Genomic DNA, 15,277 nt, shown 5'->3' on the forward strand with positions numbered 1-15,277 from the left:
CATTTATAATAAGTCTCAAAACACATGCTCCAGCATTCAAATGTATCTTTGAAACTTCTATATCATTATAATTGTTTTTATTTATAAGGCATTTTCCTGTAGAAGTACCTTGATCAGATACCAAAGTAACATTTGCACTTCCCTCACAAGAATATGATAAAAAGACTTTATAATCAGCCGTTTCAGGTACTGATACAGTATAATTCATCCATTCACCGTCCTGAATATTTAAAACTACATAATCATCACCATCTTTACTGATTTCAACATTTCCATCCGGACGATAATCATTAACTACAATTTTTTTGTTAGAATTATGACAAGTGTGTCCCTCCGGATTTTCCGATTTACAATAATAGTCATAATCAACAACATTAATTACACCTGGCAACTGATTTATCCCTGAAATATGTTCCCTATTTTTAAATTTTCCAGGGTCACCTGCCATCCAAGGAGTAAGACGTTTAGTAAGCGTACCCCATCCTGTCCATTCATAAAACCAATTAGGAGCTACACCCCAATCTTCCATACCATATTTTTCTATCATATGGTCTCTATACCTTTCCAGCCATTTGTATTTTATACTATCAACATTAGCCCTCACAGAATAATGGGCTAAAGCCATCTCACGGGTTCCACCACTTTTAGCTCCATCTCCACGTCCATGTGCAGAAATAGACATTGATCTCCACCTACCGCTTCTACTAAGGATACTCAAATACTTATTATTCTCATAAGAGACCTCAGAAATATCAGTTGTTACATACACCGGTTCCCAAGGCTTAAGCTGATCTGGATAAGAACGCACAGAAGATAAATTATAACGATAACTCCATTCCAGCCCCAACAGAATTCTGTTATCAAGACAACTATACAAAGAATCTCCTTGGTTCCATGCCATTTCTGCTATTGCTACATAATTATGTAACCCTGCAAGTACATGCCCTTGATCACGACTTGACTCTTGACATTGCCCGTTAGGATATATATAATACTGAAGTTGTTCATCATATCCATAATCAGCAATCTCATCACTACGCCCAAAAAGTTTATAATCCCAAATAGCAGATGTTTTCTTAAACGGTTCATCACTCTTCAATGCCGGACCAGACGGATATGGCAAATCATCATTCCTGTGTTTCATGCCAAGAAGATATCTGTATGCCCTTTCGTACATTATCTCATTATCCAGATAAATACCCATTGCCATCATTCCTCTGGCTGCAAAAAGGCCTTGATTTCCAAAACGTCCGGCATCAAAATTATATATGTTCCAGTAAAAAGTCACATTATTCAAAGATTCATCATAATAATTACCATATTTACTGAACAAATCTTCCGTATTACTATATCCAGGATGTACAAGCATTTTATTAAACCTATCTTGATCTTCAGCCTTCCATCCCGAGTAATCCCGCATCAATTCTGCCGCCTCTATCAAAAGATATATTTTTCCATTGTCCAAAGGTCCTGTACCACAAGCACTGGTATTAGTATAATGTGAATTAGCATTTAATATTTCCACAGCCTTTTGTGCATATTTATCTTCATCTGTTAAATGCCACAAAAGAGCCAGATCAATAGCACGTCTCCCGTCTATACCTATTGTTCCATTAAATTTTCCTGATGAAATTTTATTACCTCTATCCATCACTTCTATATCGCAAGAAGAATAAGGCGAACTTAGCAATGCAAGAAAAGTGGAATAGTAAGGTTCCCTTTTAGCTTGAATCATGGATTTCATCCTATCAATATCACCTTTTGTGTATGTTATACCTGGATGCTTAAAAACCCTATCAGTCTGAGCTTTTATAACAACAAAAAAAGATAAAAGAAACAATAAACTTAAAACACGTGTTTTCATGGTACCTTAAATTTAAATGAATAAAAAGAACTATTGAATATATTAATCCTATTTTAATTATAAATACTTATTTCTAAACTCAATTGTATTGTCTTAAATAATTATAGAAACATCAGCTTTTAACGTATATTTCCATTATATAAGCATTATTCTCAGACTTAATCTCAAAAATTATTCTAGTAGTCATTTTCTTCATATTATAATTACATTACATCAATAGACATAATTTTTAAATTAAGATACAATTAAGAGCAACGTTTCACAATCACAAATACAGCATATATTACATAACTACAAATTGAAGTCATTAAAAAAATTGATTACTTTCTTAATACTGTCAGAAAATCCTGCAGCCTGAGGTGATACAACTTTCTTTCCTCCTATATACAAATTCTCTATAGTCAAGTTCTCAACACCTGAGACTTCAGGTATAGGATTGACGATTGGGTTTACAAAAAACAAATTCTTAAGAATCACGTTTTTTATCAAGAACCTGTTATTATCATCGTTAGTCAAAAGTAACCATTTATTTGCCGAAGTCCAAAAAGAACAGTCTTTGATAACAATATCATTAAATGATGGCCAAATTGGACAATTCCCATTTTGAAATCTAATAAGACCTCCTGCCTTTCTACCTGCTATTGAATGAAAATTATTGAAATAATAACTTTTTAGCGATATACCTTTTTTACCTATCCAAGGTTTACTAGGTCCTAAATTACTGCCTGCTCTGATACAGTGTGCAGTACGAGTCCATCCCATAGCATTGTTCACACGAATATTCTCGGAATCATCAGTACTCCATTGTAAACGGTCTTTATTATATATTCCAGCAGCAGCAAATGTATTACGGATTTCTGCCGGATTGGCATCCGTATTTTCCAAATTTATTTCTTTGTTCTCTATATAAGTACGCCTAGGGAATTCATCAGAAGGATTGTAATGTCCAGTAGCAAATGTATCGTCATTGCCCAAAGTTAGGGATCCGTTAACGGTAATATTTTTCCCGCTCGAAAAATTCAGACCATCTATCCAACCATGATTATAAGGGGAAAGTCCCTTTATATTGTTATATACAATATCTCTAACACCATGTGTTTCCCAATTCCACTGCTGACTATCGCGCATATATGTATCATTAAAAGTAATATTATTCGATTTCATAACAACCACTCCCCCTTGATGTGGAGTATTACGTGCATCCTTCCTATCTGTAGCAAATGTAAAACAACCTTGGGCATCATGCATACCTCGACCAGAAATTGTCACAAAACTCGATTCCTTAATAAATATCGCCGGTTCTATCGCTTCTCTACATTCTTTCAGTCTATTCACCATCAATGCATTTTCATCTGTATAAATATACAAAGGCTTTCCTCCACTAGAAACATCTCCATTCCAATTAATAATTCTTAGACCTGACCACAGATAAACCCCGGGGCCTATATAAAGAGTATTAAGTTCAGGAGTATCTCTGATTTTTAAAAGAGCCGCCTGCAATGCATCTGAAAGATCATTCTCATTTCTTGCCCTTTTGTTGGGGAAAGCCACTATTTTATCTGTGTATGGTACAAATTTACCTTCTTCATAATTCCATGTGAATTCCCTACCATCATTAAGACTAGCATCAGTAACACTTCCCGCAGGACGACACACATCCCCAATTCTGTCATTATTAGGATGTGCCTTTAAATAATTCTCAGAAAATACTCCGAAATCCAACACATTTTTATCTATAGGATCAGGTCTTTTTTCAGTTTTTTCCAATGGATCATTTACTAATACTAACTGTGGGGTATCTGTAGAAGCATCCTGTGGGTCACCTCCATTAATGGCAACGATAGCATAGGGAAGACAATCACTCATTTCAAATTGTAGTGACCGTCTATCAGTACTGATTGTTATAGCCTCCTGCGGATAAAAACATACCGGATGTATCGTCACACTACTTATATCATCACCATCTTTAAGGCGTATCTCGATCATTGGATTAAAACTATTGGATGAGAAACGCGCCACATCTACATTGTGTCCCTGATTGCCAAAACCTGTATTGTCGTACCTAACTGCTGATACATTAGTATCCATCACTTTTACATCAAAACGGGACGACAGAATATCACTTCTCACATGGGACGGGTATAAACCTGCAATTCCTGATACTGGGACACAAAACGGAACATATGGATGGACTTTTATCTTCTTTGGTTCTCCTTCATAGAACAACAATGAACCAAACGATGGTTCATCTCGGTCAAATCCTTCGGGACGAATGATATGAAGAACTCTTTCTGTATATGGCATTTTTAAACCTTTTCTGACTGTAAAATGATTATAAACCATCTCGAATATCGGTTTATAATTTCCTCTGGCATGAGAAGAAATAATCGACCATTCACTATACTTACCAGTAACGTCTTTCCATTGAGTAAATGGAACTTCCTCTCCAAGATTATATTTCGCCACATATTCAAAGCCTTTCATCAGTCGATTGTCAAGAGCACTATAAAGATCATCCCCTTGCTGCCATGCCATCTCACACACGGTGGCAAGAGCGCTAATACCAAGCATACAATGTGCCTGATCGCGACCACTCTCCTGAATCTGTCCAGTCTCTCCACTTATATAATTTGCAATAGTTCCGTTATCGTTAGCATGCAAATAAAAATCAACAGCTCTGTTGTACATATCCACATCATCAAAAAGTATTCCTAAAGCCATGTATGCCTTTGTCAAAATAGCTCCCCAGTTACCATTAGTATAAGCCTTTCTATTGAAAAATCTATCCATGACAGGAATAAACACAGTTCTGATCATTACACAAATTTCATTAAACTGACTGTCGGTCATACCACAATACGTATGACGCAACATCTCTGTAGCATAAGCGATTTTCCAACCCTCAATACCAGCAAGCAATGGAGCATCATTAGTGTCGGGAATTCTCTTTAACGTATGAGCATAACCTAGTAATAGTTCCAAAGATTTTTCAGCATGAGCACTATCTCCTGTAAGAGCCCACATCAAAACATTCTGATAAACAGCACTGAAATCTTGTTCCATACTTGATTTTGTATGACGGAATTCTCCATCTCTAGCAATCACTTCAAATGGTCCAAAAGGCTTATAATCAGATTTAGAACAATGATGATTTTTCAGGAGTACAAAAGAGCCATAAGCAGGATATTCTTTATTGGCTATTTGATTACGCATTCGTTCAATATTCTTATTTACAGTAAGGATACCAGGGTGTACAAATTTTCGTGCCTGAGCACTTAATGTGAGCGATAATAATATAACAAAAAAAACAATTCTATTTATCATACCTATAGTGACATCAATAAATTTAATAAATCATTATTTTGAGTTTATGCAAATTATAAATAACTGTAACTTCCCAAACATTATATAAGTTTTAAATTTGTTCCACCTCTATTCAAAAGGTATATTTTCCCATTACCCCAAAGTCTTAGTATAATGTATTAATGCTATTCAATAAATAGCAAGGTCCCTTTTTAGCCTCAATCATGACTTTCATCCCATCAATATCACCTTTTGTATATGTTATACTGGAATGCTCAAAGACTCGATATGTCTATGCTTTTATAGCACTAAAAAAATGATAAAAAATAACAAATTTAAAACACGTATTTCATGATATTATAAATTAAAAGAACTATTCAAAAATAGATAAATCCCATTTATCATGCCAATGAATAATGAATTTATTATCATAAAAAGATATTGGTAGCCAAACATATCGGCCGTCAATGGCATTCTCCGGTTTCCATCTATCACCAATATATATAAAAGCATCCTTCTTACCATTAACAGGCAAGATAAATGTACTCTGTGAATGATAAGTCAGTTCGAATCCTTCATCAACACACGGATTGCCAAGTTCTGTCCAAGGTCCCCATATAGAAGGAGCTACAGCTGATCTAGCAGCATTAGGATTCCAACCTGTACAACCAGATCCCATAAAATAATATAATCCATCCTTTTTGAAAATAGCAGGAGCTTCCATTTTACGTCCTATAAATGCACGAACATATTTACCTGTTAATCCTAAATAATCATCCGTTAACTCCGAAATATGTATCACACTATTTGACTCCGAAGAACATATATGATAAGCTTTATTATCATCATCTACGAACAATGTCATATCCCTAGATTGTTGTCCTGCATGAAAGTCTCTTCCTAAAGTATTAACAGAATCAGGATGTTCATTCTTACCTAAATTCGCACGTTCCTGAATATATTTTTCTCCTACCTTTTTTTTATGTATATCTAAAACATTAACAGGCCATTTCCCTTCATTCGGACGGAAATATCTGATAAACTTATATGGACCTACCACCTTATCAGAAATAGCGACACCTACCATAGCCGAAGAATATCCTTGCCCTTTTAATTCCAAATGAAACCACATGACATACTTATCTGTCTTTTTATTATAAATAACTTTTGGGCGCTCTAAAATACATCCCTGTGATATCGGACTCAAAGAATCAGTATCAACGCGTAACGCAATCCCTTCATCAGTCCAATTATACAAATCTGTGGATGAATAGCAATGAACACCAACGAGTGCTTTATTTCCTGCTTTGCCGTCAATCTTATGCTCACCAAACCAATAATATCTGCTATCCTTAAAAAGGAAACCTCCGCCATGAGCATTTATATGTACTCCGTTATTATCTTTCCATATATTACCAGGATTAAAAGACTTATATTCATTTATAGTAAAAGCATTGATAGAATATAATAATGAACATATAAACAAAAAAAGATTTTTCATAAATATATAAATTACGAAAAGAGAAGACATTACAATACATAATGTCTCCTCTTAATCTTATTATTGTTACTTATTAAATGAAATTACTCTTATTATCCAATCTTTGTATTCACCTGATGCGGAGACTACTCTATAAGTATGTTCTACTGTATAATCACCTAAAGTTCCTAAAACAGGAGCATTACCAAGTGGCTTTACACTTGCAGCACGTGATAACTCTAAAGAACATGCTATTTTAGATAATGAAGTAGCCTGCCTTTCCTCCTCCGGATAGTTAGCATCTGAAGCCGGAACATTTATTTCAACTTCAACAACACAGTTTTCATTATCAATATTCTTACTGACAGACATCTCTTTAAAGTTAAGTTCATACATGCCAGGAGTATCCATTGCTTCTGCCCAACGATGTTCAAACTTTATATTTGTTATATCACATTCAGTAGAATATTCTCCCTCTTCTAAGTTACTTTTCAAACAAGAAGAAAAGACTAAAGATAAAATACATATAAAAATAAAATTAAACTTCTTCATATCAATCCTTATTAATTGTTATTTCCAATTTTCATTTTGGTCTTCACTATTTATGTTCTCATTCTGATCAATCTCACTTTGAGGAACAGGAAATAAATAACGTTTCTCAGGAGTAAATCTAAAATATCTATCCGTTTGAGGAGAGTATAGTTCTCTAAAGAAATATGAATCAGGTTTCATAAAATCAGATTCATTCATTGCATCACCTGAAACTTCAATTTCTATTGTTGCAACATTCTCACCATTTTGATCACCTCCATTAAGAATAGGAATCAATCCACCTTTATTTGAAGCATCAGGGAAACCGCTTTCAGTCATAACACCCCATGCTATTGAAGTTCTCATTAAAGTCCAGTATCTATCATTTTCCAGATCCAATTCTGCATCTCTTTCATCAATATAGATTTTTTTCAGTTCTTCACCAGACTCATCTAACAATTCAGGCAATCCACCATGATTTACACGAGTTTTATTAATATACTTACGAGCATTCTTTTCATCACCTAAATGCAAATAAGCTTCAGCTGCATTCAAATAACAACGACCAAGTCTGAATATTGGTCTTGTCAAATCTACAGGAGCTTTATCTGGACTAGGCTGTGTTTCTACAACAAACTTCTTATATACATAACCCGTAACAGAGCCTCTCTCTCTGTTTGTTTTTATATATGACAAAGGATGATAATTACCACCAGTTCTCATATATATTTTATTTCCAAACAGTTCAGCACCATCATAAGCTATTGAAGCATAAAAGCGCTTATCACGATTTGTATATAACAAATCTGTTATATTATCATATTGTGAAGTTGGCTTTAATTTACGTTTTTCACGCATTTTTCCAGGTTCTGCTACATCCTCTTCCATTACAATATCAACATTCTCACGGAATAAATTTGATTCTTCAAAGCGTCTTGCTTTTCCATCTGTATCAATAACATAATATGCTCTTTCAATATGTTGCGGTGTTGGAGATATAGTTCCATATCCCCACGCCTCATAACCTTCCATTGGTTGAAAATCCAGATTCAACTTTGTAGTATTAAGATAAGACACTCCAGTAGGATGAATAAAATACCTATTGCCATCTGTTTCTGTTGTCGTATATAAGCTATTCCTTTGCATATTCAATATTATTTCAGGACAGCTTTGGGCATATTCATAACTTTTAAACATTTTGCCATAATCATCTGCTGTAACAAGCGAATACAACCCCAATAGATCAAGATTCTCAACTGCTTTTATAGCACCTTCCAAATATGGAGTAGGATCTACATTTTCATACTTTTGCATATAAATTGCACCATGTAAATTGACTTCGGACAATAAAGCATATGCAGCTCCTTTGGATAATTCTCCAAACTTATTTTCCTTATTCATCAAAGTTGCAGCTTTTCCACACAAATCAATAATGTAATCATAAGTTTCCTTCATAGTAGATCTTGGCAACTGAAGTGCACTAGCCGCTTCTTCACTATTTGCTGCATTCTCACCAAAATCATCCAAAGTTTTATCAACTATAATCCATCCACCAAATTTTCTTGCCTGTAAGAAATATGTTGCAGCCTTTAGGAAATACGCCTGTCCTAAAAGATTATCTGCAGCCTTTTCTCCTAATGAACTGCGTATTGCCGGATCTGTCAAATGTTCAATTGCAATATTTGCCTTTCTAACATCAGAGAATTTATCCCATCCAAAATCCGTTGATGTTGTCCAACCAGCATCATCAGTACAATTTCCTAATTGCCAATGTGTCCAAAACTGATCTGTTTGACAATCGGTACCTCTTGTATGTCCATCACCATCATATTTGGTAAAGTAATGTACATTTCCATAAAAATTATAAATTGCAGCTTGTGCCAAGTTAATATCATTCCACACATTATCCTCTGTCATCAGGTCCAAAGGTTTCTTATCCAACACATCCATACAAGAGAATAAGCACATCGCAATTCCTGATACAAGTAATGATTTTTTTATTTTAAAGTTTCTCATAATCTTTCTTTTTTTAGAATCCTAAACTAAATACTATAGAATATGTTCTTGTAATAGGGTAACCATTGTTTTCCGTATTTCCCTGCTCCGGGTCCATAAAGAATGTCGCATCAGAGAAAGTCAATAAGTTTTGGCCAACCAATGACAACTTAGCATTAGCAATCCATGGTACATTCTTCAATAATTTATGTTTAAAATCATAACCGAACTGTAAGTTTTTTAAACGTAAATATCCACAATCAATCATCCAATAAGTAATTTCTCTTTGATTATTATTTGTCCTACCTGTACCTGGATCCAAAATAGGAAAACGAGCGTCTCTATTATCAGGTGTCCAATAATCCAATTCTTTACTATAGCGCAATCTATCAACTCCCATAGGCATTGCATTTTGTCCGATAAATTTCCAATTACTTCCTGCGCCCTGAATAAGACCACTCAAGAAGAAACCATCATATTCAAACAAAAAATCAAAACCATACTGCATCAAAGGCTCAGAATTTCTATTATTGAATACCTTATCGCCAGAATATGTTGCATCGGTATCAATTCTACCATCACCATTTACATCCACATATTTAATATCACCTGTAACCAAATTTGAAGTCCAAGTAGCATGCGGACTATTAAGCAAATCATCAACAGTCTGGTATAATCCATCAGTTATCCATGTACGTGTACCATCTGAAACAGTCTTTCCGACAACATTTGTCAATGGATTAGCAGCAGTTGTCTGATCCTGTGTTTTCTTTATCCAAACTTTATCATAAAAAGAAATATTCCCACCAAACTCATATTTTAATTTACCTATTGAATCACGCCACCTAATCATTATTTCCGCACCGGCACGTCTATATCTATCATCTGAACCTATTTGGGGCAAAGAAGTTCCTAATGGAGTCTTATAAATATCAGATGGACTTATTAGATACCCTTCAGTATCTTGAACAAAATAATCAACAGAACCACTTAAACGATTATTCAAAAAAGCATAATCTAATCCAATATTAAATGATGTAGTTGAATACCAAGATAGATCTGGAGATACTAGTCCAGGAATATTTATTGATGGTGCTCTATTACCATTTATATCAAAATTAGCATTACCCAAGCTCCAATTAGAATATTGTGCAAAACGCGCCAAATCATTTCCATTGCTATCAAAATTTGTTTCTACACCTGTTTTTCCCCACGAAGCTCGTAATTTAAATAAATCCATAGAAATGGTATTATTCAAGGATTTCATGAAAGCCTCATCAGAAATAACCCATCCGGCAGATACTGATGGGAAGAATCCCCAACGATTTCCTTTAGCATAATTATCACTACCATCATAACGGAAATTTGTTGTGAGCAAATATCTTCCCTTATAGTCATAATTTAACACACCAATAAAACCTAATCGTCCTTTTTCTGCTGCTGCTCCATCATTCAACATAGACGACTCAGGGCCAGCAAAAATCTGATCAACAGAAGAAGACAAATAATCCATTCTTGTAGCGCTAATCCACTCGCTATACTCTTCCAATTGGTTATAATAAACACCAATATTTAAAGTATGACTATTGGCAATTGTAGTATCATATCTAAATCCAGCGTTTAATTCATATCTCCATCCATTATCTTTACGCATCATTAATGAAGGAGACGTAGTTGCCTCAAATGGAGTTCCATCATCATAATATGAAGGAACATAAGCATTACTCCAATTTTTCTCACTGGAGTTCCAGTTTCTATAGTTTCCTACAAATGTTGCTTTAAGTCCTTTAACACCCCAAACATCCCAATCCAAATTCAGGCGTATATTAGATATAGGTTTATCTTTCTTAATATATCCTGTTTCAGGATTAACATTCAAATAAGGAGTATTTGCATAATAATCACCATTTGCATTATAAATTCGTACATTAGACAGAGTCTTAGCTGTACTAGCTATACTACCTTCATTTTTTCCATTACTTGTATCTAACGAGCCCTTATAATCTAATCCTACTTTCAATCCTATCTTTCTGAAGTAGTGATTAACATTAACTCCAACATTATAACTTTTATAACTGAAGACATCCTGTCCGTTTACCGGTTTAGCTAAAGTTCCTTGATTGTAATAACCCAAAGACATATGATATTGTGTATCTTCACTTCCTCCATCTATTGTCATAGAATGTCTTTGAGCTGTTGCTACATTTCGCATAACCACATCCCACCAGTCTATATTTGGATAGTTTATCGGATCTGAACCTGTACGATAAGCATCCAATGCTATTTGATCATATGGCTCAGGATTACCGAATATTTTATTTATCTTATTAGCAGTCATAGCTAACTCATAAGACGTAATATTAGATTTTCTATTTGTTGGTTGATTAATTTGCTGGTCAAACGTATAATTTATACGTGTCTTACCTGCTTTACCAGATTTTGTTTTTACAACGACAACACCATTACCTGCTATAGCTCCATAAACAGCAGCAGAAGCAGCATCCTTCATAATAGAAATACTCTCAATATCTTGAGAATTTAACCTATTAAAAGTTTCAGCATCTTGAACTATACCATCTATAACATATAAAGGAGATGTAAATTTATCATTATTACCTCGAATAGTCAAAGAAGGAGTAGATCCAGGCATACCAGTTGAGTTGTTAATAAAAACACCAGGAGTACGTCCTTGCAAGGCCTGCGACACATTCGAATAAGAAGCCAAATCACTGATCTGTTTTGTATCAACAGTTGTAACTGCATTTGTTAATTTCCTTTTTACTGTTGAATTATATGCCATAACAACAACTTCATCCAACAATTCTGCATCCTCTTTTAGTTCAATATTAAAATTACGCTTTGAACCAACTGATATTTCTTGAGTTGCATATCCAACATAAGAAATCTGAATTTTACTTGAAGAAGAAACCTTTAAAGAAAATTTTCCATCAAAATCTGTAATAATACCATTTGTAGTTCCTAGCTCCATAATAGTAGCTCCAACTATAGGGTTACCTTGTAAATCTGTAACTACACCATTTATTGTTACAGCATCTTGATGAAGAACATAATTTATCGGAGAAGTTAAATCCTTATCCGATTGTTCTGCCATAATTGTTCCAATAGGCAGACACGCCATTGCTGTTACAAGCAATAAAGATTTGTCTTTCTGTTTCATCGCAAAAAACTTTAAGTTTTAACAAATTAATTTTTACAAAGCATCTTAAATTGTTTTTTTAATCTACTTGCAAATAAACTGCAAAAAGAGACAAACCTTTATTATCATCGTAACAAAAGATATTAATCATGTAACAAGTTACATTTATTTCATTAATTGGAATGTTCTATTGCATATTGTGTAGGTAATATTCCAAACAGATCTTTAAAACATTTAGTAAAATAACTTGAAGAACTAAAGCCTACCATATCTGCAACTTCTGCCATAGATAACTTACTACCTCCAGATAACAATTGTGCAGCACATTTTAATCTGATTGTACGAATAAATTCAGTAGGTGTTTGTCCTGTTATAGATTTTATTTTTCTATACAAGTTCATTCTACTCATTCCCATATCAGTACTAAGATTTTCTACACTATATGATGTATTATCCATATTTTTCTCTATAAATTCAAGTGCTTTCTTTACCAGGCTCTCGTCAAGGGATGTTATAGTTATAGCACTAGGATCAACAGATAAATTTTTCTTAAACTCTTTCCTTCTTTCTTCCTGTTGTTCAATCAATTTTTTTATTCTCACTAGTAGAAGTTCAAAATTAAATGGCTTGGAAATATAGGAATCAGCTCCAACCTCATATCCACTTATCTTTACATTATCTGCAGTTCTTGCAGAAAGTAAAATAACCGGTATATGAGATGTCTGGACATTAGTCTTTATCTTTCTACACAACTCTATACCATTCATTTTAGGCATCATTATATCACTAACAATCAATGAAGGATTATGTTCCAAAGCCTGATTATAACCTTCATCTCCATCAGAAGCTGTAAAGACTGTATAAAAATCCTCCAACTGTTCTGCCAAAAATGCCCTCATATCATTATTGTCCTCTACTATTAAAATCTTTTGTTTAAGGCCTTTGGGCTCCAAATTATCGTCATTATCAATTCGTTTTATATTTTCCTTAATATCAGAATCTTCTTCAGGTTTTAAATCCATAGGAATAAGCAATCTGAATATAGAACCTTTATTTAACTTACTTTCCACTTCTATTTCTCCATGATGCAACTTGACATATTCCCGAACTAGATGTAACCCTATACCACTCCCTATTGTCCCATCAGCATTATTATTAGAAGCTTGATAGAAACGTTCAAAAATATGATTTAAATCATCTTCACTCATTCCTATACCAGTATCTTGTACAGATATAGACAATAAATGTCTTCCCCCTATTATATTTTCTTTTACTTTTAGTAAAACTCTGCCTCCTTCTGCTGTAAACTTGAAAGCATTTGAAAGTAGATTATTCAGTATCTTATGTACTTTATCATGGTCAAAATACATATTAGTCGATTCAGAAAGATTTTCTATTTCAAACTCCAAATGCTTCTCTTCTGCAAAAGGAGTAAAACATGTATATATTGATGCAATAAAATCACGAATATCCCCAGAAGTGAGATGAAGTTTCTCCATTCTCATTTCCACTTTTCTGAAATCCAGTAATTGATTTACCAAATTATACAGATCTGTAGCATTTTTATATATAACATTTAAATGTTTTACCTTCTTTTCATCATTTTCTTTTTGCATCAACACTTCAAGAGGAGTCATTATTAAAGTAAGAGGAGTGCGTAATTCATGACTTATATTAGTAAAAAATCGAAATTTCATCTGATTTATTTCTTCCTTCTGACGTAAACTTTCCTTCTCTTGAATGCGTATAAGTTTTAAATGATTTTTTCTTTTAATATAGATAAAAACTGTATATACCAACAATACCAATAATATTGTATAAATAATAAAAGCAGGCATAGAAAGCCATAAAGGTGGATTAATTCTAATCTTAAAAACAGATTCAGGACTCCAAACATAATCATTTCCTGCAGATTGAACTCTAAAAATATAATCGCCAGATAATAAATGATTATAGTTTACACTACCAGTACTATTACTTGAAACAAGCTCATTCCACTGTTTATCAACTCCATCTAATTTATATCTGAAATGAGTCTGAGAAGGTTGAAGAAAGTTCAGGCTTGAAAAATCTATAGTAATAAAATTCTCATCATATTCAAGTTCTACATTTCTTGTATTATTGATTGTTTCTCCAAACAAAATACGTCCATTATATTCTTCACCGCAATTTACAGCTTCTCCCAAAATTCTGAAATTTGTAAAAAAAGGAGCCGATTTACACGAAGTCAGAACAACATTCTCAGGAACGAACTTACAGAAACCATCCAATCTTCCAAATATAAGTTCACCTCCTTTCGTTTTCAATGAGCAGAACTCATACAAATCTGAATAATACTTTCTTTTACTCCATTCCAAACATACAATCTTAAAATCAGTTACACCTTCATCTATATGATTTACTGTTATTTTATATATAGATCCAATAGTTGAGATCCATATATCATGATTATCATCTTCCTGAATACTCTGAACGGTAGCATTATCCAGTCCATCTTCTTCACCCAGATAATACATCTCTCCTCTACGATTCAAAACAATCAGACCATACTGTGTTCCAAGCCACAACATTTCACGACTATCTTCCAGAATACAATTATACTTATTATTTCCTAACAAGACTCCAGAATTATCTACATCTCTATATTGAGGAATAATAACAGAATCATTAGATATATCATAAAAATACAATCCGTTATCTGCACCAACAACAAGTTTACTGGAACGACTGACTATCATACAATTTGCCAGTCGATATTTTTTAAGTTCAGGATATCGATCTGGCAACATTTCCAAACTATTATCTAAAGAATTATAACGCCCAACACCACCATGGGTACTTACCCATATTTCACCATCTTTATCTAAAGCAAGACATCTAATGCCATTTGTTTCGTATTCCTTACGTTCTTTTAATAATACATGTTTTATATTATAGACATCATTAG

General features: G+C 33.7%; 7 protein-coding genes. All 7 read right to left on the bottom strand.

Annotation, left to right across the window (positions count from 1 at the left end):
- A partial coding sequence (locus H6A61_RS13900; RefSeq protein WP_204394448.1) for an alginate lyase family protein occupies positions 1-1,864 on the bottom strand: 1,864 nt, incomplete at its 3' end.
- A 291-nt stretch (positions 1,865-2,155) separates the two neighbouring features.
- Positions 2,156-5,188 carry an alginate lyase family protein gene (locus H6A61_RS16015; protein WP_239469234.1) on the bottom strand — a complete coding sequence of 1,011 codons (3,033 nt, stop codon included), beginning with the start codon at positions 5,186-5,188 and terminating at the stop codon, positions 2,156-2,158.
- Between the two features lie 352 nt (positions 5,189-5,540).
- Positions 5,541-6,668 carry a glycoside hydrolase family 43 protein gene (locus H6A61_RS13910; protein ID WP_430746816.1) on the bottom strand — a complete coding sequence of 376 codons (1,128 nt, stop codon included), beginning with the start codon at positions 6,666-6,668 and terminating at the stop codon, positions 5,541-5,543.
- Positions 6,669-6,734: 66 nt separating this feature from the next.
- A complete protein-coding gene (locus H6A61_RS13915; protein ID WP_204394452.1) occupies positions 6,735-7,199 on the bottom strand; it encodes a DUF5018-related domain-containing protein in 465 nt (154 codons plus the stop codon).
- 18 nt (positions 7,200-7,217) lie between these two features.
- Positions 7,218-9,194 (bottom strand): RagB/SusD family nutrient uptake outer membrane protein, encoded by a 1,977-nt coding sequence (locus H6A61_RS13920; protein ID WP_204394454.1) that lies wholly within the window; start codon positions 9,192-9,194, stop codon positions 7,218-7,220.
- 13 nt (positions 9,195-9,207) lie between these two features.
- Positions 9,208-12,351, bottom strand: a complete 3,144-nt coding sequence (locus tag H6A61_RS13925; RefSeq protein WP_204394456.1) for a SusC/RagA family TonB-linked outer membrane protein — start codon at positions 12,349-12,351, stop codon at positions 9,208-9,210.
- Between the two features lie 152 nt (positions 12,352-12,503).
- The coding region (locus H6A61_RS13930; protein ID WP_204394458.1) for a hybrid sensor histidine kinase/response regulator transcription factor at positions 12,504-15,277 on the bottom strand (2,774 nt) is incomplete at its 5' end.

This window comes from Bacteroides caecigallinarum, assembly GCF_016901995.1.
Taxonomy (GTDB): domain Bacteria; phylum Bacteroidota; class Bacteroidia; order Bacteroidales; family Bacteroidaceae; genus Phocaeicola; species Phocaeicola cellulolyticus.

Coding starts and splice junctions, on each gene's coding strand:
- H6A61_RS16015 (WP_239469234.1), bottom strand. CDS start 5,188: ATGATAAATAGAATTGTTTTTTTTGTTATATTATTATCGCTCACATTA.
- H6A61_RS13910 (WP_430746816.1), bottom strand. CDS start 6,668: ATGAAAAATCTTTTTTTGTTTATATGTTCATTATTATATTCTATCAAT.
- H6A61_RS13915 (WP_204394452.1), bottom strand. CDS start 7,199: ATGAAGAAGTTTAATTTTATTTTTATATGTATTTTATCTTTAGTCTTT.
- H6A61_RS13920 (WP_204394454.1), bottom strand. CDS start 9,194: ATGAGAAACTTTAAAATAAAAAAATCATTACTTGTATCAGGAATTGCG.
- H6A61_RS13925 (WP_204394456.1), bottom strand. CDS start 12,351: ATGAAACAGAAAGACAAATCTTTATTGCTTGTAACAGCAATGGCGTGT.